The 24107-nt window shown below is 61.2% G+C and carries 35 protein-coding genes; 6 read left to right on the top strand and 29 right to left on the bottom strand.

Annotated features, from left to right (window positions below):
• Positions 1-393: 393 nt before the first annotated feature.
• The 4 genes from SMD10_RS25620 to SMD10_RS17675 form a co-directional block, all read right to left on the bottom strand.
• Entirely contained in the window at positions 394-915 is a 522-nt protein-coding gene (locus SMD10_RS25620; protein ID WP_432757266.1) for a phage tail assembly chaperone, read from the bottom strand.
• Positions 840-1295, bottom strand: a complete 456-nt coding sequence (locus SMD10_RS17665) for a branched-chain amino acid ABC transporter (RefSeq protein WP_331687057.1) — start codon at positions 1293-1295, stop codon at positions 840-842. The genes SMD10_RS25620 and SMD10_RS17665 overlap by 76 nt, the downstream gene beginning before the upstream one ends.
• A gap of 94 nt (positions 1296-1389) precedes the next feature.
• Positions 1390-1899 (bottom strand): iron ABC transporter substrate-binding protein, encoded by a 510-nt coding sequence (locus SMD10_RS17670; RefSeq protein WP_331687058.1) that lies wholly within the window; start codon positions 1897-1899, stop codon positions 1390-1392.
• Between the two features lie 32 nt (positions 1900-1931).
• Positions 1932-2348, bottom strand: a complete 417-nt coding sequence (locus tag SMD10_RS17675; RefSeq protein WP_331687059.1) for a DUF4128 domain-containing protein — start codon at positions 2346-2348, stop codon at positions 1932-1934.
• On the opposite strand from SMD10_RS17675, the gene SMD10_RS17680 reads away from it, so the two are divergent.
• The gene (locus SMD10_RS17680; protein ID WP_331687060.1) at positions 2347-2559 is read left to right on the top strand and encodes a hypothetical protein; all 213 of its coding nucleotides are present in this window, start codon (positions 2347-2349) and stop codon (positions 2557-2559) included. The two genes, SMD10_RS17675 and SMD10_RS17680, sit on opposite strands and share 2 nt — an antisense overlap.
• Here the strand turns inward: SMD10_RS17680 and SMD10_RS17685 are convergent.
• Genes SMD10_RS17685 through SMD10_RS17720 form a run of 8 tightly spaced genes read right to left on the bottom strand, consistent with a single transcriptional unit; the run spans position 2531 to position 8179 of the window.
• Positions 2531-2989, bottom strand: coding sequence for a hypothetical protein (locus tag SMD10_RS17685; protein ID WP_331687061.1), 459 nt, complete (start codon positions 2987-2989; stop codon positions 2531-2533). The two genes, SMD10_RS17680 and SMD10_RS17685, sit on opposite strands and share 29 nt — an antisense overlap.
• A complete protein-coding gene (locus tag SMD10_RS17690) occupies positions 2989-4026 on the bottom strand; it encodes a putative phage head morphogenesis protein (RefSeq protein WP_331687062.1) in 1038 nt (345 codons plus the stop codon). Before SMD10_RS17690 ends, SMD10_RS17685 begins: the two co-directional genes overlap by 1 nt.
• A 17-nt stretch (positions 4027-4043) precedes the next feature.
• Positions 4044-4454, bottom strand: a complete 411-nt coding sequence (locus tag SMD10_RS17695) for a hypothetical protein (RefSeq protein ID WP_331687063.1) — start codon at positions 4452-4454, stop codon at positions 4044-4046.
• A 3-nt stretch (positions 4455-4457) separates the two neighbouring features.
• Positions 4458-4928: a DnaT-like ssDNA-binding protein gene (locus SMD10_RS17700; protein ID WP_331687064.1), complete on the bottom strand. Its 471-nt coding sequence runs from the start codon at positions 4926-4928 to the stop codon at positions 4458-4460.
• Positions 4929-4931: 3 nt separating this feature from the next.
• Entirely contained in the window at positions 4932-5453 is a 522-nt protein-coding gene (locus tag SMD10_RS17705) for a hypothetical protein (protein ID WP_331687065.1), read from the bottom strand.
• 14 nt (positions 5454-5467) lie between these two features.
• On the bottom strand, positions 5468-6442 hold the full coding sequence (locus tag SMD10_RS17710) for a DUF2184 domain-containing protein (protein WP_331687066.1): 975 nt from the start codon (positions 6440-6442) through the stop codon (positions 5468-5470).
• A gap of 21 nt (positions 6443-6463) precedes the next feature.
• Positions 6464-6934, bottom strand: coding sequence for a structural cement protein Gp24 (locus tag SMD10_RS17715; RefSeq protein WP_331687067.1), 471 nt, complete (start codon positions 6932-6934; stop codon positions 6464-6466).
• Between the two features lie 12 nt (positions 6935-6946).
• Complete coding sequence (locus SMD10_RS17720; RefSeq protein ID WP_331687068.1) at positions 6947-8179, bottom strand: DUF2213 domain-containing protein; 1233 nt, start codon at positions 8177-8179, stop codon at positions 6947-6949.
• A 78-nt stretch (positions 8180-8257) separates the two neighbouring features.
• Here SMD10_RS17720 and SMD10_RS17725 point away from each other — a divergent pair, with 78 nt between their 5' ends.
• Complete coding sequence (locus tag SMD10_RS17725; protein WP_331687069.1) at positions 8258-8422, top strand: hypothetical protein; 165 nt, start codon at positions 8258-8260, stop codon at positions 8420-8422.
• Between the two features lie 36 nt (positions 8423-8458).
• Here the strand turns inward: SMD10_RS17725 and SMD10_RS17730 are convergent, their stop codons facing one another.
• The 5 genes from SMD10_RS17730 to SMD10_RS17750 form a co-directional block, all read right to left on the bottom strand.
• Positions 8459-10297 (bottom strand): anti-CBASS protein Acb1 family protein, encoded by a 1839-nt coding sequence (locus SMD10_RS17730; protein WP_331687119.1) that lies wholly within the window; start codon positions 10295-10297, stop codon positions 8459-8461.
• Positions 10298-10332: 35 nt separating this feature from the next.
• Positions 10333-11943 (bottom strand): terminase large subunit, encoded by a 1611-nt coding sequence (locus SMD10_RS17735; protein ID WP_331687070.1) that lies wholly within the window; start codon positions 11941-11943, stop codon positions 10333-10335.
• The gene (locus SMD10_RS17740; RefSeq protein WP_331687071.1) at positions 11873-12262 is read right to left on the bottom strand and encodes a hypothetical protein; all 390 of its coding nucleotides are present in this window, start codon (positions 12260-12262) and stop codon (positions 11873-11875) included. The genes SMD10_RS17735 and SMD10_RS17740 overlap by 71 nt, the downstream gene beginning before the upstream one ends.
• Positions 12263-12335: 73 nt before the next feature.
• On the bottom strand, positions 12336-13010 hold the full coding sequence (locus tag SMD10_RS17745; protein ID WP_331687072.1) for a Mom family adenine methylcarbamoylation protein: 675 nt from the start codon (positions 13008-13010) through the stop codon (positions 12336-12338).
• Positions 13007-13498 (bottom strand): ParB N-terminal domain-containing protein, encoded by a 492-nt coding sequence (locus SMD10_RS17750; protein ID WP_331687073.1) that lies wholly within the window; start codon positions 13496-13498, stop codon positions 13007-13009. The genes SMD10_RS17745 and SMD10_RS17750 overlap by 4 nt, the downstream gene beginning before the upstream one ends.
• A gap of 287 nt (positions 13499-13785) precedes the next feature.
• Between SMD10_RS17750 and SMD10_RS17755 the strand changes: the two genes are divergently transcribed.
• The 3 genes from SMD10_RS17755 to SMD10_RS17765 all read left to right on the top strand — a co-directional run bounded on the left by SMD10_RS17755 (position 13786) and on the right by SMD10_RS17765 (position 15118).
• A complete protein-coding gene (locus tag SMD10_RS17755) occupies positions 13786-14013 on the top strand; it encodes a DUF4160 domain-containing protein (RefSeq protein WP_331687074.1) in 228 nt (75 codons plus the stop codon).
• Positions 14006-14461, top strand: coding sequence for a DUF2442 domain-containing protein (locus SMD10_RS17760; protein WP_331687075.1), 456 nt, complete (start codon positions 14006-14008; stop codon positions 14459-14461). Before SMD10_RS17755 ends, SMD10_RS17760 begins: the two co-directional genes overlap by 8 nt.
• Positions 14462-14647: 186 nt before the next feature.
• Positions 14648-15118 carry a hypothetical protein gene (locus SMD10_RS17765; RefSeq protein WP_331687076.1) on the top strand — a complete coding sequence of 157 codons (471 nt, stop codon included), beginning with the start codon at positions 14648-14650 and terminating at the stop codon, positions 15116-15118.
• Between the two features lie 854 nt (positions 15119-15972).
• Here SMD10_RS17765 and SMD10_RS17770 read toward each other — a convergent pair.
• Positions 15973-16161 carry a hypothetical protein gene (locus SMD10_RS17770; RefSeq protein ID WP_331687077.1) on the bottom strand — a complete coding sequence of 63 codons (189 nt, stop codon included), beginning with the start codon at positions 16159-16161 and terminating at the stop codon, positions 15973-15975.
• 215 nt (positions 16162-16376) lie between these two features.
• Here SMD10_RS17770 and SMD10_RS17775 point away from each other — a divergent pair, with 215 nt between their 5' ends.
• Positions 16377-17219, top strand: coding sequence for a hypothetical protein (locus SMD10_RS17775; RefSeq protein WP_331687078.1), 843 nt, complete (start codon positions 16377-16379; stop codon positions 17217-17219).
• Positions 17220-17272: 53 nt separating this feature from the next.
• Here SMD10_RS17775 and SMD10_RS17780 read toward each other — a convergent pair whose 3' ends face one another.
• From SMD10_RS17780 to SMD10_RS17830, 11 genes are read right to left on the bottom strand one after another with little or no spacing between them, the layout of a single operon-like run.
• Positions 17273-17950, bottom strand: coding sequence for a hypothetical protein (locus tag SMD10_RS17780; protein WP_331687079.1), 678 nt, complete (start codon positions 17948-17950; stop codon positions 17273-17275).
• Positions 17947-18384: a hypothetical protein gene (locus SMD10_RS17785; protein WP_331687080.1), complete on the bottom strand. Its 438-nt coding sequence runs from the start codon at positions 18382-18384 to the stop codon at positions 17947-17949. Before SMD10_RS17785 ends, SMD10_RS17780 begins: the two co-directional genes overlap by 4 nt.
• Entirely contained in the window at positions 18381-18836 is a 456-nt protein-coding gene (locus SMD10_RS17790) for a hypothetical protein (protein ID WP_331687081.1), read from the bottom strand. Before SMD10_RS17790 ends, SMD10_RS17785 begins: the two co-directional genes overlap by 4 nt.
• A 9-nt stretch (positions 18837-18845) precedes the next feature.
• On the bottom strand, positions 18846-19310 hold the full coding sequence (locus tag SMD10_RS17795; protein ID WP_331687082.1) for a phosphatase domain-containing protein: 465 nt from the start codon (positions 19308-19310) through the stop codon (positions 18846-18848).
• Positions 19307-19705 (bottom strand): hypothetical protein, encoded by a 399-nt coding sequence (locus tag SMD10_RS17800; protein ID WP_331687083.1) that lies wholly within the window; start codon positions 19703-19705, stop codon positions 19307-19309. Before SMD10_RS17800 ends, SMD10_RS17795 begins: the two co-directional genes overlap by 4 nt.
• A complete protein-coding gene (locus SMD10_RS17805) occupies positions 19702-20064 on the bottom strand; it encodes a hypothetical protein (RefSeq protein WP_331687084.1) in 363 nt (120 codons plus the stop codon). The genes SMD10_RS17800 and SMD10_RS17805 overlap by 4 nt, the downstream gene beginning before the upstream one ends.
• Complete coding sequence (locus SMD10_RS17810; RefSeq protein WP_331687085.1) at positions 20064-21533, bottom strand: DnaB-like helicase C-terminal domain-containing protein; 1470 nt, start codon at positions 21531-21533, stop codon at positions 20064-20066. The genes SMD10_RS17805 and SMD10_RS17810 overlap by 1 nt, the downstream gene beginning before the upstream one ends.
• Complete coding sequence (locus tag SMD10_RS17815) at positions 21530-22108, bottom strand: hypothetical protein (protein ID WP_331687086.1); 579 nt, start codon at positions 22106-22108, stop codon at positions 21530-21532. Before SMD10_RS17815 ends, SMD10_RS17810 begins: the two co-directional genes overlap by 4 nt.
• Complete coding sequence (locus SMD10_RS17820; RefSeq protein ID WP_331687087.1) at positions 22108-22959, bottom strand: methyltransferase; 852 nt, start codon at positions 22957-22959, stop codon at positions 22108-22110. Before SMD10_RS17820 ends, SMD10_RS17815 begins: the two co-directional genes overlap by 1 nt.
• On the bottom strand, positions 22960-23547 hold the full coding sequence (locus SMD10_RS17825; RefSeq protein ID WP_331687088.1) for an MT-A70 family methyltransferase: 588 nt from the start codon (positions 23545-23547) through the stop codon (positions 22960-22962). It abuts the gene before it with no gap.
• The gene (locus tag SMD10_RS17830; protein WP_331687089.1) at positions 23547-24107 is read right to left on the bottom strand and encodes a hypothetical protein; all 561 of its coding nucleotides are present in this window, start codon (positions 24105-24107) and stop codon (positions 23547-23549) included. Before SMD10_RS17830 ends, SMD10_RS17825 begins: the two co-directional genes overlap by 1 nt.

Raw genomic sequence — 24107 nt, forward strand, 5'->3', positions numbered from 1 at the left:
CAGGGTGGGATATCAACTGTACAAGGGATGCCATGGATGATCGGCGGAAATGCCAAATATCCGGCGGCATCGGCGGCCCGTTTGTATATTACGGTCCTTCAATAAAACCAGTGTCAGTCTGCATCCTAGGGCATGATTTCCCTGGTAGAACCGGAAAGATCCGCGTAGACGCCAACTCCGCGATATCGACAGATCGTGACGGATGCGTAACTGCGTCGCGCGTACTTGAACAAATGAAGTCCGGCGAAAAATTTACCGCGAGATATTATGGTTGGCCGAATGATTATCCCAAGGACGTGGCGACCGACCTCCGGGGCTTTAATAAAGCTCTTGAGGTAGTAGCGCGCATCCAGAGCGGGACTTTCCAATAGAAAGGCCATCCGGAGGCGGTGGCTACCTATCGTCCTGACGCCTTCTCACGCTCTTGCCGACGGCTCGCGGTGCCTCTCGCGTGGCAGCCTTGTCGATTTCGGCCATGATCGCCTTCACACCATCAGGCGCATCCAGGAAGATGCCGTCCAGGTCCTCGATCAGGCCGACCGCCCAAGGTGGCAGCCATGTCCTGGTCAGCCTGGCAAAGGCGTCGATGTCCGGCCACCCGATCGGATCAAGCCCGTTGATGCCAGATGCCTTGCGCGCCCTGATGCGGCTGTAGGCGGACCAGACGAAAGCAAGCGGATCGGGAAATGGCGGGGTTTCGAGCGCATTGGCATAGACCGCTGCGCGATCCGCCTGTCCCTTTTTCTCGGCCTTCTCAGTGCGCTTCTCAAGACGATCACGAAGGCTCTTCCCGCTCTCATCACGGATCGAAAGCGGAAACGCTCGCTCGGCGTATGCCCTCAGGCCTTCTCCGAGCGCGTCGTAAAAGACCGCTCGTCGCCAAGGAATTCCAGGGCCTGGATCAGAAGGGCAGATTTCCGCCGATCCATCAGCAACGCTCGGGCGTTCTCCGGCGAGTACGGATAGGGCTCGCCACCCATGGTGATGGGAGACCAACCGAGCAACCGATCCGTCACGACGCGCACGTTGCGTTCCAGCGCCTCGTCGGGACTTTCCTCTGGCGCCTTCCACTTGCGGCCGTTGACCTGGGCCTGCTCCTGCTGGCGCTCGCGCTGCAAACGTTCCCGGGCCAAGCGGTTGGATTGCTCGATAGCTTTGGGATGGCCCGGGCCGGCGAACCGCCACTTCCAACCGGTCTGGTTGCCGTTCGAATAGACCTCCATCTCGTCTTCGTCTGACGCATCGAGGTCGGCAAGGTCGAAGGCCGGCGAAGCGGCTTGTTCTTTCGTCGTCATAGTTCACCTGTCGGGGATGATTGTCGGGAAAGCGTCGGGGCGGGCCGCCAGCGTCCCGACAACGCCAGCGGCCCTTCGCGCAGCGCGATAGAGGTCAGGGAATGACTGCCGGCAGCACTTCGTAGATCGCGGTATTGACGCCGATCGCGAAGGTGCGGCGCGTCACGTTGGAAACGTTGCCCTGGTTGACGGCTTTCGACATGACCATGCCGCCGAAATACTCGATCGAGCTGGAATAGGTGTCATCGGGCGCGTCGGCGTGGATGGTCTTGAACGCATAGTTGAACTTGGTGCCTTCAGCCGCCGCCATGTCCTGCTGACCCGGATCGAGAGGATCGCGGCCGACGACGACGGTCTTGGTGCCGGCGTTGCGCGGCCCCTTCAGCTTGCGGACGCGCGCGTTCTTGACCGCAGTGAAGGTCACCTCTTCCGAGGTATCGCCGTGTTCGCCGAAGTCCTCGACTTCCTCGACCTCCGTCCAGTCGTTGTCGGCGATGGCCTCGAACGCGGTGATGGCGTCTTCTGCCGTCATGTCGAGATAGTCGTCGGAGTTGATGACCGGCCCGATGAAGAAGCGGGATTCGGCCGTCGTGTTGATCGCCATGGTGGGGGCTCCTTGTCAGGCGCGTGGATGAGTCAGATGAAGCATTCGTAGGAGATGCTGACGGGGATGCTCTTGCGCGGGTTCTCATCCACCGGTGCTGCGATGTCGGGGGCGCGCGTGACCTTTACGGTGAGCCCTCCGCTGCGCATCGGCAGACCAGCGGGGAAGTGAGACGCGACCTGCCCGGCGAGTTCTGTGGCGTCGATCTGCCTCGTCTCGATCGGCACGATGACGTCGATCTGCAGGATGCCGACCCGCTGATGGGGATCGGTGCCCTTGTTGAACAGGCGCCGGTTGGTGTTTGGCAGATGATTGACTCGTAGCCACCGGTTCGACGCCGGCTGCGCGAAATCTTCGCCGGGCCACTCGATCGTTAGAGCGGGTGTCAGCGTAAGGGTGCTGACCCGGTAGAATAGCGCGCCCTCGATCGTGGCCGGGATCGTCGGCATGTGCTATCCCTTGCTGATGCCTGAACCGCTGAGCGATGATGAAGTCTACGAGCTGCTGCACGCCGCGCTTCTGCTGTTCCACGGCAAGCGCGCCGCCACGCCGCTCGGGCAGGACGTGATTTCCACGATCATTCGGCAGATTGGATTGCTTCAGCAGGCCACGATCATCGTGCGCGAGGGCGTCAGCGAGATTCCACGCGAGACTGAATAGTCCGGGCCGCTTCGTCGACGATGGCCTGCCACCGCTGCACTGCGAGCCGCACAAAGCCGTTGCCAGCCTGATTGTACGTCCTGCCGAGGCTGTCCTGTCCCTTGAACCCGTATTCCATCCGACGTGCATAGGCGGCCTGGAAGCCGAGATAGATCGTCTCGCCGAGGGTCGCCCCCGCGATGGTCAAGGTGATCTGCTTATCGTTCTCGGAGAAGTCTTCCGCGCCCGGCTTCAGCGTCGGGATTTCGGAGGTGGAGGCCAACAAAGATCGCCGCAGGTTGCCCGTGACGATGGGCATGTGGCCGCCCTCGCTCTTCGGCTTCCTCACCTCGTTGGACAGAGATTGCGTCGCCTCTCGAAACACGGCCGTCATGCGCCTTTCGGACTTGGCCGCCCATGCCGAAACAGCGGCCTCGAAATTGCCCGCCATCAGTCCAGCCCCTCGCTGAAGTCGATGTCGATCTCTTCGTCGCACCGGCAGCCGACGATGTGGTTAGCCCCAGCGCCGAGAGACATGTCCAGCGGGTGCATCATGCGGGTGCCGTCCGGCATGACGAACGGCTGCGTCATGCCCTTCACCGTCACGTTGTTCATGGCGATGTGCTGCGGGCGAGAATCTTCCCCATGCAGTCCAGAGTGACGCCACCTGCGGGTCACGGCTTGTTCAGTGTACCCGGTTTTTTCCAGCCCCTGCTTGAAAGACTCATGCTTGGCTCTGTGGACGGCTTGCCCGACCTCGGTCCTGGCGAGCATTTCGCCGCGAAGCTGTGTCAGCCGATCGGCATAGCGCCCCGCCATTCGGTCGATCATGTCTTGCGGGACCGGCTTCCCTTCCTTGATGTACTTCGCGATAGTCCGGTCAAAACGCTTGTCCCGGCGCTTCATGGCGAGCACCTTGCGCATCTTGGCCGGATCACCGGATGCCAGTCGCTGGCGCATCGATAGGACATATTCGGTCTGGTTGTTCGTGAGCCCGACCGTGCCACCTTCCAATCGCCCCGTGACACGGTTCACCCGCCCGACCAGGTCACGGCCAATGTCTTTTGGCCCGCGGCCTTGCAAATATCCCGCCTCGATGATCGTTCTCGCCGACTGCCGCATGTCCGGCAGGACATCAGCCGCGACCTTCTGAAGGCCGAACTCGCTTATCTGCGCCTGGGCTCGCGGATTGGTCAGATCGAACCGGATTACCGTCTTTGCGCCCTGTCGGCTGAACAAATCACTGACGGCTTCGGCCGTTATCCCGCCGCCGCCTTCGTAGGCCTGCTCAATGGCCCGTGAAAATGGCCTGAGAGCCGATGGCTCCAGGTTCAGCGCGCGGATAGCCGCATCGATGTCGCGCGCCTCAAGGGCCTCCACAAGCGCCTTAAGGTCTGCCCCGGCGCGTAGATCGGCAATGCTCTCAAAGAAGGCCTTCTGGGCTTGCGGCTCCATCTCAGCAACAAGAGATTCCAGCCGTTTGCGCAAGGAAGGTCGATGGGCCATCAGGAAACCAGGTCGATCTCGTAGAGGACGGCAACGCCAGCCGGCGCCAACGGCCGCACGGCCAGGATCGCCGCGAACGGCGTGTCGGCGGTGACGTCGGCCGCAGCGAAGCCAACCGCCACCGTGTCGGACTTCAGCGGCTTGACGCCGGCGGCCGAAACCGTGAGCGTATGCCGCGTCTGTCCGATCAAGCTCCCGGTCGCATCGCGGACCTCTTCAAAGCCCTCAACGACTGCCAGCTCGTGATAGGTCGTTGTGGTCGTGCCGCCGCCCGGCTCCCACGGATTGCCGCCGCCCGACGACACCATGCGGCGCAGCGTGGCGATGTGACCGTCGGACTGCGAGACATCCGCGATCTCAAGCAGCGCCGCGTCCACTTCGGCCGCGATCGAGGACCAGTCCTCTGCCATGGCTCACACCACCAGGATTGAGGGAATGTTGCGGAGCAGAAGCAGAGGCGCCAGCATCCCCTCGATCGTCGTCGAGACGACCACAGGCGGCGCGCCGGCATCCGACCCGACGACTTCCCACTTGATGCCCTTGACCTCAGTCAGCACCTTCCGCTCGCCAGGTGTGAAGGTCTTCGTCAGGATGCCTGGCGTCGTCATCTGCAACATGGCGGCCTCGTAAGAGGCATTCACAACGCGCGAGGGGATGACATCGCCGGCAAGCGTCGAACCGTCGATCGTGGCGCCAGTACGCGGCCAGGCACGTTCCTGCTCGATGCCGCCGGTGGGCTCTCCGGGGAACCTGTCTCCATAGAGCCCATCGACGTAATCGCTGCCGAGTTGGCGAGCCACGGCAAGGGTGGCGCCGTCCGGGATCGTATAGCCGACCGTCGCGGCGTAATCCGTCAGGCCCTGGTCTGTGCCGTAGCCCGCCATGGGTCAGTCCTCAGCCTTGTTCGCATCGACGAAGGCGGCTTTCTCGGCATCGGTCTTGGCGTCGAAGCCCTCGACGTCGGTCTGGCGTAGCCCCTTGGTGAGCTGCGTCTCGCCCTCGAAGATTGCGTACCAGCCAGGCGACGTCTGCTTGACCTCGTAGACCGGCACGGCCTTCGGCGCTTCGTTCGTAGCGGAGCCGTCATTCGCCTTCAAAGCGTCGATCTTGCCCGACAAATCGGAAATCGACTGCTGCAGGGCTTCGATCGCCGCCCCCTGCTCCTGCAGGACCGTGGAGAAATGCCCGAGCACCTCCACCGTCTGCGGATTATCGTCGGAGGTCGCCTCAGCCTCCGTATCCGCGTCAGAGACCGGATCCCCGGAGAGGGCAAGGAACGACAGCCGCCTTGCCCTCTCCGCCTGCGATTCCGTCATGTCGACGGTCTTGGTCTCGCCCGGCCTCAGGAACACCATCCCCTTGACGGTCTGGATACCCTGGAGCCCCTTGGCGTTGTTCGTGACCTTCATGACTCGACCCCTCCTTATGCCGGCACGTCGGCGATCTCGTCACCGTAAGCGACCGCACCGGGAAGTCGAATTTCCGTCCCGCCGGTGCGCGCAATCACACCTTGCTCGAAGGCCATGATTGACTTTTGCCGCGGCTGAAGAACGCGACGTGGCATCGGAAGATGGAAGCGCAGGACTTCCGGGTCACGCCGATAAGCGACCATTCGCCCGCCACCATCATTGGAAGCGCTTGCCAGTTCTCGCAGCGGCTGAATGTCGAGTGGCTGTCCCGTCTCCGCAGTGTAGACGTTGTTCTTGCGGAGATAGTCCAGAAGGTTCAGTACGCCGTCGCCGGCGCCGAGACGGCGATTGTTAAGCAGCCGGAAGGCTTCCGGCGGCAGGCGAAGGCTGTCCGCCCATTCAATCTCTTCCGAATTGTCGCGGATGCTGCCAAGCAGATCATTGATGTCGCGGAGGATCTGGTCGTTGGTCTTGTCCGCCCAGAACGTCGAAGAGCCGGTGCCGTCCGCAACAACGTCGACGCGGGTCACACTGGCGTTGTTGACGAAGCCCGTCCAGTTCTTCTCGGTCGATCCGGTCATCGCGATCGAATTGAGCAGCCGTTCGATGCTCTGCGACGACGCCATCGCCTTGGTGTCGCTGATCGGGATGCCATAGAGGGCGGCCTGATTGACCTCCTCCATGTTCCAATCCCAACCAGCGCCGATCATGGCATAGTCGTGCGCCTCCTGGCCGCGCGTCGCTGCGCTGAACGGGATATCGTTGGCGGCGCCGGAGATGAACTTCGCCTCGCCGGCGATGTCGACCGTGAAGAACATGGTGCCGATGGCCCATTCGTTCCCCTCGGTCACGACCGGTACATGCGTGCCGTAATTGAAGGTTGGATAGCGCTTCTGGTAGATGCGCGTCTCGATGTTGCGCCCTTGCGAGATGACGAAGGGGAACGCGGCCTGGGCATCCGCGAAAGGCCGCGGGGTCATGATGTTCATGGGTGCTGATCCTTTCTCGGATTAGGCCTGATGACGCAGACCGAGACTGATCTCGACCACGCCTCCATCGGCGCCAGCCTCCTCGAAGAAGGCGTCGGGGATGACCGGATTGGCGCTTGAATTGTCGGTATTAGTGTATCGGCCCGTCCCGGTGACGTAGTAGACGGGATCGCCCGCCGCGACTGTTGCGTCTGCCGTGACGAAGATCGTGCCCATCGTCATGAAAGCGCCAGTAAAGTACTGCGGATAGGCATCCGGGTTGCTATCATTGGCGGGAACCGCAGGATGAAGCACCGCAATGCCGAGGAAATCACCGGTCGATAGGATTGCCGCTCCGTGATCGCCGGAGCCGCGCTGCGCCGGAGCGCCGAACTTGATGCCGGCAGCCGTCTCCACAGTGCGGGACACTTCGTTGCACTTCTCCTCGCTGGAGATCTGGCCGGGAAGGCCCTTGGCCGGTGCCGCGCTGTAGGTGGTCTGATAGGGGGCCATGGTAACGTCTCCTTACGCGGCCGCCGGACGATGCGCCGACTGCATGTCCGAGATCATCTTGGCGTAGGCGTCCGTCGCGGCCTTGTCGGCCGTGTCGCTGGTCTGGAGCCTGCCGGCGACGGTCTGGGCGAAGCTGTCGGAGGGCTTCGCATCCTTGGCGAGCGCCTTGAACATGCCGGCGATCTCGACCTCCGCGGCGTCCTTGATGAAGTCCTCGCCGAACTTGGCGACCACGACTGCCTTCTTAATATCGGCGTCGGCGACGCCATCCACCTTCACGCTGTCGATGATGGCACGGGCCGTGGTGACGAGTGCGACGCGATCCGCCACCATCTTGTCTAGGTCAGAGGGCTTTGGAGCGCTGTCCTGCGCTTTCTTTAGGTCGGCCTTGAGCGTGCCGATTTCCTCGTCGCGCTTGGCGATCTCCGCATCCTTGGCCTTCAGCTCATCGGCATGCTTGGCGCCGGCCGCGGCGAGATCGGCGTCCTTGTCGGCCAGCGCTTTGGCATAGACCTTCTCAGCATCGGCCAAAGCTTTACGGACGGCCTCACGTTCGGTGGTCAGCTTGTCGATGGCCTGAGCGCCCTGGTCGGTCGTCTGGACCGAGAGGTTGTCGACCATCACAGTGCGCAGATTGTCCGGCATCTCCGGTCCTTTCGTGTCTGCTACGGTGATCGGGGCGGCGCCCCAAGTGATGCGGCCCTCGCCGCTCGCCTCCGCACTGTCACCAATGCGGACCTGTGAACCGGCCCTGCCCCGCTGCACGATGGCAACGTGGTTAAGCCGGATATCCTTCTGAATGGCGTCGAAGGGCTCGCCATCGGGTGTCGTGCCGGGCGTCCAGTCGAGAGCGCAGACATAGCCGGCGGAAAGTTCCCGCTTGCCGCCCTCGATGTCCTTGATGGCTGCGGCGTCGCTGACCATCATTGGGACGCGTATGAATTTACCTTCGCCCTTAATCTCGTCGCCGGTGTGCCCGACCGCGTGCTGGCGCCAGTTGTTGGCGTTGACCATCTCGGCGGGATGGTCGTTCGTTACCGGGCGATGGGCTGCCGACTTCATGGTGTCATCGCTGAACACCTCGGAACCCGGTCGATAGACGCGCACCGTCGTCATGTCCGGCCGCTCGACCTCGCTGCCGAGATAGACCTGGACGCCGGTCCTCGCGATCCTCGCATCGGCCACAAGGGAGCCGTCCTCGCGCCGCCGCGTTCCCGCGATCGCCACGATATCTGTGAATTGCATGGGATTATCCCTCACTTCGCTCGACTACAGCGTGTGCACGTGCATCAACTCAATCCGTCATGACTAGGAGATGAGTAGATGGCGAATGTGAAAGGACCACGGGATCACTCACCCGAGATCGAAAAGCTGGCTGCGCAGAAGTTGCGGGATCCCAAAGCCGGGAAAGATACCAAGCGGCTTGCTGGCGCCGTGCTGGCGCATGGCGATGGCAAGCCGAAGCCGAAGCCGAAAGGCAAAAAGTAGAAGCACCAAGCGGTGTTGTGCTCTGCTGCGGCTGTGTCAGGTCTCCTTGATGCCCGCGGACCAGTCTTCATTGACCTCAGCGAATACTTCAGATCCGAGCACGATTTCGCCTTGGTAGGGCTGGACCTTCGAAAGGTCGCCCTTGAACCCATAGCTGATCGTGATGTGCGGCTGGTACTCGGGATGATCCCATGACGCGCCAGCCCTCTCGATCTCCTCGTGCCGCCATTCCAGCTCGCGCGCTGAGATCAACAGGACCGTCGCGTCGCCGAACTGCTCCATCATGCGTGGGCCGCCAGCGGCGATCTTGATCTCGGATGACCAGCTCTCGCCGACCTTCATCCAGTCGACGGGCGCCCGGCTGAACGCGATGGTCACATGCAGATCATCGGCTGGGAGCGTCGTTTCGAACCCCTGCGATTTCGCCCACCGAAGGATGCTGGCAGCGTTCAGCACCTTCCGGCTCACATACAGCGTCCGGGGCGCCGCATCGTTCGCAGTGGCCTGCATGCGGCTGACGGAGGCGCTCTGCTGTTGAGCAACCACCGCCGCCTCAACATCGGCCGGATCCGGCTCTTCCTCGATCGTCCCGCCATAGGTGTCGATCGCGTTGTCGAGGCCAGGCATCACGCCCATCTCGACGATGGTGTTGACCAGCGCCTCGCTGAACGGCTCCAGGGCGATGATAGACGGCTGGCCAGCCCCGCCCCCGATGATCGAACGCGCCGCAGCAGCAACCTTGGAGAAGACGTCGGCCCTCTCCTTTTCGTTGAGAGACCAAAGCGGCGCCCACTCGTAATAGATCTCCGGAGGGCGATCCCCGAGCGCCGAACGGATGGTCACTTCGTCCAGCCGGTGCATCTGCGGCGTCAGTTCCGTCCGCTGCCGAGCACCGATGTTGTCGTAATAGCTGATCAGTGCGGATTCGCCGTTCGAACCGAGGCCTGAAGGTGCCTCGCCGAGAAGGCGAATGGCTGTGATGTCGGCCGCGCCGCAGGCTATCTGAAGATACTGCTGCATCAGCTCGGGAAGCTGGGCGAAGCTGATCTGTTTCTGCTCCCATCGCTCGCCCTGGGCTTGGTCTCCGGTCCCGCCCGTCCCTTCCAACAAAGTCAGCGAAAACAGGTTCTTGAGCGAAGCCGCATAGCTGAACCGCTTGATCAGCAGCTCTTCACCACCGGACCTTGCCAGCGTGGCCGAGAGCCCCGGCATGTAGATGATGTCCTGCTTGGCTTCCGGGATCAGTGAGGCCGTGTGCGCCTGGACCGAAGTCGCGTTCTTGATCGCGTCGTAGACCGCCTGCAGGACGCTATCTCCCCAGCCCTGCTGCGACTCTCGCGTCTGATCGTCGAGGATTTCCATCCCGACGAACCGGACGATGCGGGACGGATGAACTCGAACCGATCCGCCCTGCCGGCTGCGGACCTCGTACCACTCTGGCTCACTATATAGCGGGCTGATCACGTCAAGAATGGGCTGGCCGACCGTCACCTCGTCTCGACCAAGAACATGCAGATACTCGAGCCCATCCTTCCCGACGGTCTCCGGTTTAAGTTCCTGGCCGTGATCGGCGCCGCGGATACCGATGAAGATTGCCGCACCGCCCTTGAGCCGCGCCTTGCGCAGGGCGCGGTTGACCTTTCGCACCACGTCGAGGCGCTTCTCGGTCTCCTCGATCGCCTCGATCTGCGGTTTCTCAGCCTGCCAGTCGCGCCATTCCCGCGTCATGTCGTTCGGGATGATGTCGACGATTTTCCGCGACAGCCAGTCCGAGCGATACATCGCCTCCAGTTCTTGGGGCGTGACGAGCTGAAGACCGAAGCCGAGGGCAGCCGACTTATCCCGTTCGGAGCCGAGACCCATCCGGGTGGCCATGCCCACGGCAAAGCTCTTGAGGCCGTCAACGATCATCAGTCCAGAACCTCAAGCATGCCGTAGACAAAGCCGAGCTTGGGCTCAGCGAACGTCAGCATCAGCGCATCCGCATGGTCGGGCGATGCAATGCCTCGCCTTGCCAACGCCTCTTTCTTCTCAATCACGATCTTGCCGCGGTCGTTCTTGCCCCACTTCACCAGGGAGAGCTGAAAGCAGAGCGTGTCTGATTCCTTATCGCCGCTCGGGAGTGCCATCAGTTCGGTGACGGGATGCTCCTTGCCGTCTTCCTTGTTCCCCAGGAACAACACGTGCTCGTGCGTGCGCTGGAGCGCCGTTCGGCACCGCCACCAGATTTCGGCCTTCTGGTTGGCGAACATCTCGTCCGACGTTCGTCCGTCCGGCCAGAGCTTTTCCGATGGCGGGTTGCCCGTGTTGATGGCGTTCACCTGCAAGCCGTCGTCCGGGTTGTGCATCAGCGTTGACGAGACGCCGGCGCCAACGCCAGGAGCGTCGAAGTTCAGCCGGGAGGCACCGCAGTCCTTCGAGATATCGAGCGCCCAAAAGGCAGTGTCGGTCGTGTCAGGTTGACCGCGCGACTGCGGCGGCAGGACGATTGCTCCTCGCCTTGGGACCGCAACCGACTTCGCCTTGCCGGCGCCCACGTCGAGGCCGATCACAGCCTCATTCGAAGCTCTTAGCCGAGGCTCCAGCGCGCGAAGGCGTTTCGCACTCTCCACCCATAGCGCAGGGATGCAGATGCCCTCGACCGAGGCGCTGTAGTCGATGTCGTACTCGCTCGCCCATGTTGTCGGATCGGAGAAGCTGGCCTGCTTCGACGCGGCCCATTCATCCGTCTTCCGCGGATCATCTCGCCAGTGTAACCGGGCGATCTGGTGGGGCTTCAGGATCGAATGACGCTTCCGGGCGAACAGGTTGCCCATGCCATTGACCGAGGAAACCCAGATCACGCAGTCAGTGTTGCCCGACAGCGCCTTCTCGACCGTCTCGGCATTCGGCACGAAGGCAGCCTCGTCCACCACATAGAGCGAGGACCGGCCACCACGGCCCATGTCCTCGCCACCCTCGCCAGAGATGACCGCCCCCGTCTCCGGGTTGACGATCCGCATGTAGTTGTCGTGCTGCGCCCAGTTGAAACCCTCAGGCAGCATTTCCGTCGGCAGACGCCGGAGCATGATCCGCAGCTTCGCGAAGATGGCGTCCGGATTATCCCTCTTGTCGACGTAGTCGACCTTGCGAGACCCGAATGTCGCCTTGAAGCCGGGCTCAAACAGCCATTGGTGAAGCGCGAAGCCCGCAGTCAGATAGGTTGCGCCGGTGTCGCGGCTCTTCTCGATCAATCCCTCTTCCAAGGCTGCTAGCCGATCGCGCATCCACAGGATGACGTCGCGCTGCTTCGGCCAGAGCTTGAACGGGACATAGGGGCTCTTGCGTGTGCCGTCCGGGTTCTTCTGGCCCACCAGGCGAGGATCGTACGTGTAGACCCACCGATCGAACCAGTAGACGATATCGGCCGCACAGCGTTCTTTCTCGCGCTTCCAGCCGCCTTCCTGTGCCTTAGCCTTCCGCCTCGCGATCTCCTGCTGGACGATCTGCCTCATCTCCGCTGGAGACATCGGCAGCGCCACCGAGCGCGGCGTTGAGGGCTGCAAGCTGCTCATCGGTCAGATGCGAAACGTCCATGGTTTGGATCGGGCCGCCGTCGGCTCCGGAGTGCTGATGGACAGACGTTTCCTTCCATCCTGCCCTCGTCTTCATCCAGAAGATGGCCGCCGTCACCGATCCCGCACCGTTTCCGATGGCCTTCTTGTAAAGGCTTTCGGCAACGCGGCTGTTGGCCTTCACATGGCCGGTTTCGAGTTCGTCGCGGCAGTGCTTACGGAGCGTCTTGGGATCAATGCCGACCACGCGGGCGATGTCGGTCTCGGGCACGCCGTAGCCCGCCATCGCTTCCACCAGCTTGCGCTGATCTGCCGACGGTTCGAAGGGTCGGCGACCGCCCTTCCCCTTTGAGCCTTCCTTAGGTGTCTTGGAGCGCGCGGGTCGGTGCTGCCCCGCCGCCGTCCGGGTGGTCCCCGTCCGTCGCCTGCTTCGCGCGCTTTGGGTAGGGTTTTGCGAGTCGCCGGATGTCGTCACGAATGTCTCCGTCCAGCGGCATCAGATACTTATGCCGAACCAGGTCGGCGATTTTTCGGGCGTACGGATCGACGTTCTGCTGAAGCCAATCGAGGCTCGATGAACCGTATTTCGAGACCAGCGACCGCGCGTGAGACGGCTTGCCCTTCACGATGTAGCTGTGGCTTTCCATCGGACCTTCGTAGATCCAGCCACCAGCCTGATAGATGCCGCCATGATGCCCTTGCTCGTGGGCGGCATAGGAGACGATCAGCCTCAGGCCCGGTGCCGCCTTCCGCAGCAGGCGAATGGCGATCGCGACGATGCGGCTGACCGGCGCCTTATGCTCTCGCAACGCAACTCGCGTCAGCTCGCACACCTCGCTTTGCGACAAGCCATAGGGCGAGCCGATCAGCGGCGTCGATCCACGACTGAAAATCACCACGCCCTTGAAGACACCGGCCTCCCAGACACCCACCGCCATTTTCCGTCCCGCCGGGACCGATCGCGAATAGTGCCAGTGTTCGCAGGCGTAGGTGACCGCGTCGTTGCCGACCCAGTCCAACCGCAGGCCGCTCACAGGGGCCGTCCGCAGGCCGGGCACTTCTCGACGTCGATCCTGTCGAGCGGCTTCACCTCGCCGGCATCGATCGGAGCGAAGGCATCGCCAGACGACAGGTCGACCGGATCGAAGCCCGCGAGCGACAGATCGAAGTCCGCTGCGGACAATGCCCCAAGCTCGAGGTGGAGCTTCGCTTCGTCCCACCCTGTTTCTTCGGCCAACCGGTTGTCGGCCAGCCGATAGGCGCGGGCCTGTTCTGCCGAAAGATCGGCGATATGGACCGGCACCCGATCAAGACCGAGCTGCTGCGCCGCCCGAAACCGAGTGTGCCCAACGATGATGACGCCAGCGGGATCGACCACGATGGGCTGGCGCCACCCGAATGCCTCGATCGATGCTGCGACCTTGTCGACCGCCTGTTCGGAAATCCTTCTCGGATTGCCCTCGTAGGGGAAAACTTCCGCGATCGGCCGCCACTCGACGGCCAGCTCCTTGCTTTGTTGCACGACTCGCAATCCCTATGGCCCCGCCGCGTGCGCGGTGGCGGGATGGCCGATGTTCGGCCGACTTAGGTCATGCGAGGTTCTGTCTCGCGGCTTGGGCGCTGCAACGCCCTTGCCCCCGCCTCTCTTTTATAGGCGGGAATTTTCTACCCTGCGGGTTGCTCGCAGTCGGCGAAAGCCGATCGTTGATGAGCGGAATTCAGCTCCAAAAGCGGCAGGTTTTAATAGTGCACATCTTGCACTAGTGCACAAAATGCATTATATTCCTTCGTGTCAGCAGGAAGGAAGTCATGCCCACGGTCGTCATCCTCGGAAGCATCAAGATCACGGTCTATGCTGACGACCACAACCCTCCGCATTTCCACGTGCTGACTGCCGACGGCGACGTGCTGGTTCGCCTTTCTACCATGCAGGTCATGGCCGGTTCGATCCGCGCCAAGGACCTTCGTAAAGCCCTCGAATGGGCAACCGCCAACCGGAAGGTGATCGAAGATGTCTGGAACCGCCTCAATGGATGACGAGATGGTCGTGGTGGGCAAGCCACTGCCCCGCATTGCTTCCGTTGTGCCGCTGGACGGCTTTCGCGTGCGTATCGAGTGGAGCGGCGGCGGCACGGAGGAAATCGACCTCGCGCCGGCTCTGTTCAATCATCGCCATTTCGTGCCGCTTCGCTCCGACCCGGACTTGTTCCGACAGGTGCAAGTCGAAGACTGGGGCAGCGCCCTTGGCTGGCCTGGCGATATCGCTCTGTCCGCTGAGTGGATCGAGCGCCTGCCCCGAGACATGACCAATGCAGATTTCCGGCAAACCATGGATGATCTGGCCATGACCCTCGATGGCATGGCTGCAACGCTTGGCGTAGCTCGCCGTCAGATCGCCTCGTACCGGAAGGACAAGCCCGTTCCAAAGCACATCGCTCTCGCGATGGAGGCGCTCAGAGAGAGGCGGCCAAGCGCGATCGTTTGATCATGCAGGTTCATTTCAGACCGAGAGTAACAGGCCGACTACGTAAGGCAGGCTAACTTGCCGTGGCATCTCTTGCTCGCAGCACCATGTCTCCTTGTTCAGTGCACCAATTGGGTGGCCGTTGGTTTCGTTGCCAATCTCCACAACTGGTGATTTACTTCTCGCTGGTGATAGATGGAGGAACATGTGGTTGGGGAACTCGCTGCAGGTATTGGTGCGCTCAAAGGCGCGTTCGACATCGCGAAAAGCATCAAAGATCTCAATGACCGCGCCGCGGTTAACGCTGCTGTTATCGAGTTGCAAGCAAAGATCCTAGAAGCTCAGCAAGCCGCATCGGACGCTAGAGATCAAATGCAGGAAATGCGGCACCTGCTAGATTTATACGATCAATGGGATGCGATTGCTTCCCGCTACGCGCTCAGGGATTTCGGCGGTGACACATTTGCTTATGAAGCGAAGCAAGAAAAACTGAACGGTGATCCACCGCACCTTGCTTGCCCGAATTGCTTCCGCAAGAAACAGCTCTCAATTCTGCAGTTCCACGGCACATACTCCGGCCGTCGTCGGTTCGAATGCCAAGCTTGCGAGAAGCACGTTGACCTTGGCGTTATTGCAGAACGACATTACTCGAAAGCCGCCCGCACTCCTGGCTGGTAATGTTATCGGAAGCTCGTCATTCCGTTAGCTAAAGGCTTCACGACTTAAGTTCTCGTAGGCCGCCGCTCCCACTGCAGCCGCGCGTCCGTGTGGGGCCTGTCGGAGAGTGTGTTGAGAGACGCGAACGTCACACCGCCGCAACCGGCACTCTCCTGTAAGGCACCCTGCCACTGCAGTCGCACGGACGAGATCTTGGCAAGCCCGGTTGGGCATGTTTTTCTGAGATGCAATTCTTAGTTGGTAGCAGGCCTATGCCCGACGGACGGACACACATTCTCGATTCGGTTGTAAGCATCATGGCGCTCGCGACAGGCGTAGTCGGGCTAGCTTGGTATGTCTTCGACTTGCAGAATAAATTAGACACTGCTCGAAATGATATCGCTGAACTCCAAACCCAGCTCAAGGGCTTATCGGCTGCTGGAACCGGCGTTTTACGCGGAGAGAAGGGGGAGCCAGGCCCCAGAGGTCCAAAAGGAGAACCCGGTCCTCAAGGTCCTAGAGGTGAACCAGGGCCTCCCGGAGAAGACGGCCTATCAACGAGTGCCTCAGAATTGCGCGCTCTGATATCCGACGTTCTATCAAGTACAAAACCCAACAGCCAAGCGATATCAGACATCGAGACTTGGCCGTCGGATAAATGCAAAATTGAACCGACCATACCAACCGGCACGATTTACAGAATATATTCTCGCCTTGATTTATGTCTTTCTGGAGGCCGCTTCGCGGCATCCATCGAGATAATACCAGAAAAAGGCGTCGCTATTATATATAAGTACGATAACACCTATGATTTATGCTATAAATCTAATTTCACATGCCATCTTAATTGGAACGATCGGCCCTTATCAATATATTCAACGGGCGCCATAAAAAAAGATGAACCGTATGTCGATATCAAATTTATGTAGGTTATGATATTTGTCGCGCATCGCTTGCCCGATCATCATCGCTGCACTGATGACGCCAACAATGCGCCCAACAGCATTCAGATGCCCGGCCAACGGCGAGGCATCTTGCCGATATTCAACGATCCCCCTCGGCACATACTCTCGTCAACTAAGCGGCCTTTCGCCGCTTCAGTTCGCTAGCATATTTCGAGACATAGGGCCACGTGTATTCGCGTCGCCACCAGTTCGGTGTCCCCGAAGGGTGCCCTGTCGCGCGCTCGGGGTATCGAGCACCAAAACGCGCCCTGGTTGCATGCAATTTCTCAGATGCTAACATCGTTTGATTAAAGTCAGCGGCTTTGGAGGAGATCATGTACCGGACGGCAATGTTCTATGCGATGGCCGCAGTAGCGTCGGTCGCGGCCCAGACAACCGCCCTCGCCGATCCCCTTGATCCCAGCGATATACCGACAGTCACTGAGGGCATCATTTCCCTCTGTCGCGGCGGAACTCTCAGCGGCTCCAATGAACTCTACAGCCTTGACGCGAGCGCCGGAGTACAAACGGTTATATTCAAAAAGCTCGCTGAAGCCGGCGCTGAAGCCGAGGCGAAGCTGAAGAATGAGGAATGGGAAGGAATTCAATCCCTTGCCGACGCAAACCAATTCCACAAATGCGTCGAGTACGCCTTACCAATTTTCTTGTCTTCCATGGAGGCGCTGGGCGGCTCCCAGCCGCTTGCGGTCATAGATGATACCCGCGATGAAAAGAACAAGGTCTTTTTCAAGCCAGGATTTGAGCCCAAGTTCACCAACGCCTATCTCGCGTCTCGGCTGATCGGATTTGAAGTCGTTGACGACAACCTCAATATCGTAGTTGGCGTTACAAATATAAATAAAATCCCAATTCGGATCCAGCTCGACCAAGACAGAGCAACATCCGTCATCGGTATGAGAGGAGGCCTTTGCTCAGATACATACAAAGCCATGAAAGTTAGAGGAATCAGGGCTCACTATAATTGCTGTCAACATCTCACCCGGATAGATCCACAGAAAGAAATTGTATTTTCGATTTCGAATTTGCCGTGCGAACAGCCGATAACGGCGCAATCTGTCAACTTTAGCTTTCCCTATCGCATACTGGAGGATATCGACCACGGCTTGGACGACGAGGCATCTATAGTGTTTATCGATGTCGCCGCCAAGAATGAATAATAGAAATTTCTATTGAAAAAGAGAGAAAGCTCTTTCCCTACGGCGAGTGATCTCTATGCGGCTTTGCTCCGCTTCAACTCGCCTGCCTCCGCAGCCTTCTTCGCAGCCAGTTGCCGGCGCCGCGCGTTTCGCTTGGCCGCCCATGAAAAATCGCGGAATTCGGGATCATTGACGAGCTTCATGGAGGGATCGTCGCGCCATGTCAGCCCATGGGCTGGCTGCTCGCGCTCGTCTTCGATGTTGGCTGAAATGTACCCGTTTTCTGGACTGTCGAGCAACACCCCCGAAACCCGCATTTCGTTATTCTGCAATGTCCTGCCGCGAAGTTCTCGATTGATACGCGAGAGTGCCCGATCTTTTCGGCGCCTTCCGGTCTCTGGGTGAATGCCCTCGACCTTGAAGCACCACCTCTTGAAGGTCATGCCGCCGGCCTTTGACCGAGCCCACGCGAGCAGGCAGCGGCGCTCGCCGGCGTCCTTCACGGCGAGAAGCCAGGCCCGAAGGATCTCGACCTCCGACAGTTCGGCCGAGGACGGCATCAAACCCAACCGCTCCCAGAACTCCCTGCGCTCTTCCTCAAGTCGCTTGGTGCCCCACCCGAGCTTGTCGAGCCAGTCATGAACATAGGGGAGCGCCAAAGACCGAGGCTGCTGCGGCCCCACATGCTCGGGGATGGCCCGATCGATCTCGGCCGCGCGGATGAACATCTCTGCGATATCGCCTTCGTTCATGGCGTTCTCCTGTCGTCTAGCAAGTCGAGCTGATCCGATCCGAAGCGACGCACAACCCGTTCATAGATAGCACCGTCGAGGGCGAAGCGCTGCGGCACGACCCCGGCGAGATCCTGCATCATGGCCTGCAGCGGGCCGATCGGCATCGCGTCCCAGAGTTCTAGCCAGGCCGTCGCATCACGATCGATGATTGGCCGGCAGGCGCGGATCATGTCGGACGCTGTCCAGAACCCCACCTCGTCGAGGCAGAGCCCGTTGTTGGCTGTTTCGGCCAGCGTCGAGAGCACGAGGCGCACATGTTCTTCGCCGTGCTTCCTGGCGATCCTGGCGACAGTCTCCGGCGCCCGTGTCTGCCCTGGCTCGGGATACCGGCTCTTGCCGATGACCTGGATGCCGTATTCGGCCAGGAGGGCGATGATCCGGTCTTCGGTCATTTGCCCTCCAGCCGGCGCTTGCGGCGCGCCTCGGCATAGTCGCGACCGAGCATGGCCACGCCGCTCTTGAAGTCCTCTGGGAAGAGCCCCTGACCACAGGCAGGGCAGCACGGGACCATAGTGCGGGACCGCCACGCCTTGTCGATTTCCTTGGCCGCGATGGATCTGGCCTGGAAAGCCTCAGCCTCTTTCAGCCGCTGTTCCCGGCTATCCAGGCGTGCCTTCTCGCGATCGAAATACTCCACCAGCAAAAGGAAGGCGTCGAAGGCATCGACGTCCCTCTCGCAGTCCTTGCACCAGATGCGGCGCTCTCTGGAATCGTAGTTGACCCGATGATGCTTGCAGGACGAAGCCGGGCGCCGTGTCAGACCGCGAGCAACGCGGATATCGCCAATGTCGACGACCTTCACGCCACCAACGAAGTCCGGTTCTTCTATCGGTTCGTCGCTCATATCGACACCTCAGAAATTTCCCGGCGCGACCTGGCAACAGACGATGCCGTGCGAGCGCCACATCTCGACCATCCGCGCCCTGTCTTCGAAGACCAGATCGGGCTTCCGGTCCAGCTCCTCCATCCACTCCTGCTTGAGCACCGTGTCGTGGCGATGGTCTCCGGATTTCCGCGTGCGGATGGTGAGATGGCCAAGACCGTGCTTCTGGAGCCATGCCGTCGTCTTCTCGGCGACTTCATCGGATCGGCCGGACCAAATCTCGACCTGTTCGCCGATCGCATCGAAGGCGAGCGCGGTGCGGATGATCGGCGCGCACGGTTCGTCCTTGTCGCAGGCGGCGTAAAAGCCTCGCCAGTCCTTCTCGGCATATGGCCGGCGTAGGAAGTGCTCCCGGTGTCCAGTGAGCGCCAGCGTGCCGTCGAGGTCGAAGATGATCAGCATCGGCTTGGTTCTCCATGTCAGTGCATAGGTCATGCCGCGCTCGCTTTCTCGCGTTCATCGGTGTCGATCACCGCCTTGAGGATCGCGACCAGCATGGAGAGCCCACCCGTCGCTGCATGGCTGTCGTAGGATCGCATCGACCGTCCATCGTCCCTGTCGTCGGTCAGGCCGCAAAGCCATCCTTGGCAGCCGTTCCAGAGCACCGTTTTGCTCCAGTCCGGGAACAGTCGCTCGGCGATCTTGAGGGCGGCGTCGATCGACCCGCACGTTGCTTCGCGGAGGTCACCCTGGTCGGCGAAGCTCCAGCCCGATCCGAAGACGCGCCGGGTTAGGTGATCGAGGCCATCGACGCCGCCAATCGGCTCCAACGTCGAGAAATCCTGCGCCGTCTCCAACTCGAAAATCAGCATGTCGTCATCGATAGTCATCCGATCCTCGCTTTCCGAACCTCAATGCTGCGCTTGCCGAGCCCTCGGAACAGCGTCTCTCGCTCTTGGAGTGCGGTATTGGCTCGGCTCTTCCGCCAACCCTCGACGTCGAGCACCTTCGCGACCTGTTTTTCGTCCGGCATCCGATCGGCTCTGATCTTGCCGAAGAGCTGACGGTTGACCTCGGCCATAGCAGCCCGCGTTGCCTCCTGGGCGCTGTCGAAATAGAGCCGCTCCTTGTTCTTCCCGAGAAGCTGGCGCCATTTGCCATGCGGCCGACGATAGATGCCGTAATACCGGTCGCCGATGCAGCCGAAAGAGGCGTCGGGCTGGTCGATGGGGATGTCGATCGTATCCATCAGAACGGCAACTCCTGCTCCTGCCGGCGCATCGACCGGTATCGGGTAAACCGCGCCTCGAATTCGACGATGGCCATTTTCATTCCGCCGTACCGGCCCTTGATGGTGCCGATCTCGGCCTTGCCTTCCGGGTCCATCGGCGTGGCGTCGAAGCTCTCCTTGAGCCGAAACCTGTTCCTGATCTGCTCGGCCTCCTTCTCATCCTTGGCGATGCGGAGCTGTTCGTCTCGCCAGCGTTCTGGGCGGTAGACGTAGAGCACGCTGTCGTAGTCCTGCCGGGCCGCCTCGCCTCCGTAGAGGTCCGCCGCGATCGGGCGGGGAACGAAGCGCCGGCTGCCTTCGCCGTTGCGCTGGTTCAGAAACCAGCAGGCGGCGCCGAGTTCTTCAGCGAGCGCCTTACCCTGCCGGTTGATGTTCGATGCCTTCGAGCCGGCGTCCGCCCTGGGATCGTCCGGCGTCACCGCGCTGACATGGTCGAGGATGATCAGCGGAGCCCCCCACTCGCGGCCGTCGGCGCGGCGCGTCTTTCTGGTCTTGTCGACCCATCGCCGGGCGATGCCGCAGAGCGTGCCCATCTTCTGGTTTGTCATGCGTCGCATCTTCAGAGGCAGCACGCGGATCCGCTCTGCCGAGGTCGACAGCAATCCGGCTTCGTGCTCGTTGAGTGATGCCCGAAGGATCTGTGGGACCGAGATGCTGGTCTCCTGCGTCATCATCTGACGGGCGATCTGCTCCGGCGTCTGGTCGTAGGAGAGGATCAGGCAGGGGTGACCAAGCTCGCAGACATGCCGCGCGATCTGGAGTGTCAGAGACGTCTTGCCTTCGCTTGACGCGCCGAGCAGCCCATAGAGGTTTCCCGGCCGCAGGCCGTCGTCATCCAGAAGGTCGGCAAGCTCCGGAATGGGCACCGGAATGACCTGCCCTGCCCGATTGGCTCCCGGCGACAGCTCGTGCAGGACGGCGTCCACAGCGCTGCCGGCATCGTCCTTGTCCTGAACCGTCGGAGCCAACGACCGGACCTTGCCGATGGCGTCTTCGACGGAAGAACAGAGCCCGGATATGCTGTCGGCCGGATCGCGGCGAAGGAACCGCTTGGCATGGTCCTCCAGCTCGGCCGCCGCGAAGCGGGAGGCATGATCCTCGATCACCCCGAGCGCGTAATCGCGCACGAGACCCGGCATTCCAGCCTCAGCCGCGAGTCTGGAGAGATATTGGCCAATCGAGATTTCACCGACCTTCGTTTCTGGGTCGAAGAAGGTGCGTAGGATCATCGGGTCGGCCCGCCGGCCCTTCGCGACCAAGCTGCGGATCAGCCGAAAGATGTCCTGATGCACCTGGTCATAGAAGTGCTCGGGCTCAAGGAACGGGACCGCATCCAGCGCACCATTATCCATCAGGAAGGCGCCAAGAAGCACCTGCTCAAGCTCGGCAACAGCATCGGCGGAAAAATCGTGCGTCATGTCATTCATGCCGCCTTCTCCATGTTGTGCTTGAGCATCCGGTAGAGGTCCGTGTTCTTCGCCGCGATGGCGATCGCGACGGCATCGGCCATATCGTCGTTGGTGACAGCGATGCGCTCTCGGGCGCACTGCTCACGGACGGCCTTCTTCCAGTCCTTCCGCTGCCATCCTGGTTTGCGGCCGAAACCCAGAAAGCTCCGTCGCCACGTCGAAGACGAGATCAGCACGAACGGAATGGCCTTGATCCCGGCCACCGCGACGATGGCCCCGGTGATCTGGTTCGACGAGATGATGGCGTTCAAGCCGCCGAAGTCGGTCGGGGCCTCTTCCTCGATATGCTCACCCATGAACTGCATCTTGCGCTTGATCGGCGCCTTCTGCCGAAGCGGGGCTTCAATGGCGATCAGATCCGGTCGCTTCTCGCGACACATCGCGATCAGCTTGCGAGCGATCGATGCCGACTTTTCCTCGTAGCAGTCACCCTCAGCGCGGATGACGCCGGCGGTGATCGCTGAGATGCTGCGCTCGTCCTCGTAGTAAGCGAAGCCGGTGGATTGTGCGGGATCGAGACCGAGCAGAATCATCAGGCGGCCCTCCCGAACATGTCGAGCTGACCATCGGCGGCCGCGTCGAACTGCTTCGCCTGTTCCGATGGACCGGGCGCTGGCTCTTCCTGGACTTCCCGCTCGTCGAACTGCGGTGCGGTGAACTCGATGCTCACAATTTCGCAGATCGGCGCCACGCCGTGCCACTGATCACGGAAAATAGTGGTGTCGACACCGACACCGGCCTCAAAATGGAGGCCGGTCAGCTTCTGGAACTCAACCGCCTTGCCGTCTTTGTGCCGGTCGTAGAAGGGTTGTCCGCTATACTTGAAGCCCGCGGACATCTGCGGAAGGATGAACACGCCGTAGCGCGCCAGATGAGCCGCAATGTCGATGACGTGAAACTCGAAATCAGCACCGGTGTACCGCGGAGCGCGCTTGCCATCCTGGCGCCGTACTCGGCCAAATGGCGGGTTGCTGACGGCACAGTCGAACCGGCCAAGATCCATGCCGAGCACATCGAACACGTCGGCCTGAATCCATGTTGCCTCAGGGACGATCTTGCGGCCGACCTCGATGTAGGACGGGTTGATCTCGATGCAGACGATCTCATTCCGGCGCCCGTACCTGTCCGCGTCGAGGATGGCGCGCGACAGCGTGCCGATGCCGGCGCAAAGATCGATCACGCGCCCCGGCCCGACATCAAGGGCGAAGTCGCCCGCCATGTCGTACGGAGTGAAGAACGCGCCGGCGGCCGAATTGACGTGGTTCGCGGATTCCTGCCAGTTCTCCAGAACGAACCGACGATCGTCTTCGCTGAGCACGTCTTTCTTCAGAAGCTCGACGGCCTGAGCATGAAGCTTCGCCTCGGCTTTGGTGAGCTTGGCCATCTATGCGGCCTCCTGATCGAATTTGCCGACCTCATTGCCCCAGGCCATCCATCCAGCGCGGCTTGCACGAGAGAACAGCTCGACGCGGCGGGCGCGAGGCATCAACCGTTCAGCTTCTCGGTAGGCTTCTTCGGGCTTGCGGCTGTGCTCGCGCACCGGCGCCATGATGAGCGACCGTACGGAACGAGTAGTCTTCGGCTCGCCACGGGTCGCGATCAGAAATGGCTCGTGCGAGCTGCGGAGGATGTATCCGGTGCCGAATGCCAATTTGCCGCCGCTTGTAGTTTTGCCCCACGCCCCGGCGGTCTTGAAGGTAAACCCCCAGGAAGCCACAGTCTCGATCGCCTGTGGCAACATCGGATTGGTTGCCCACAGCCAGAGAACGCAGTCGTCAGCCGCGAGATCGCAGACTGGCAACGCCTTGATCGCGTCGAGAGTCATGCACCGATAGTGTGCCTGGGCCGACTTCCCTTCGCCCTTTGTCGAGTAGAGCTCAAAGGACCAAGCCGGATCGGCCATGATCAGGTCGTGACCACGCGGCTCCAAGCCTTGAAAAGGCCAGTCGGGGAAGAGCGGCCCGGCAAACATCACGCCGCCTCACTCTCGTCATCGAGGTCTTCGTCGTGACCTGGGCCCTCGATCAGCTCGTCTGCTTCCATGGCGAGGATCGCATTGCGATCGGCTGTGCCCTGGTGGAAGCCCTGCATCCACTTCTCGTAGGCCTCAGTGCCGGCAGCGTGCGGGTTCTCCTCGGTGCCCATGCCGAGACGCCCTGCCCTGAGCCCGTCTTCATAGGCGCGTTCGTCCAACGGCGTTCTGGCGCCGGGAGCGACGCGGAACAGATCGCGCTGTTCGGGATCGAGCCCGTGGCCGAGGATCGCCAGATAGTCGAGCGTATCCTTCTGCTCCTGGATGAACTCCTCGGCTTTACCGCCGTTGGCGACCTGGATCGCCTTCTTCGCCGCCTTGGTGTTGATGCCCTTGGCGTCCGCGTTCTTGATCGCATTGCGATAGGTGCCGTTCGCGCTGTCGAGGTCTTCCTTGGCGCGGCGGATCTTCGAGAGCTGGAGCGCCTTGAAGGCGTCGCTCTCGGGTGTGTTGACTGGCGCCGTCTCTTCCGGCGTCGGGATAGGCTTTGCTTTCGCCAT

Origin of the sequence: Consotaella aegiceratis (genome assembly GCF_036541425.1) — a bacterium.
Taxonomy (GTDB): Bacteria; Pseudomonadota; Alphaproteobacteria; order Rhizobiales; family Rhizobiaceae; genus Consotaella; species Consotaella aegiceratis.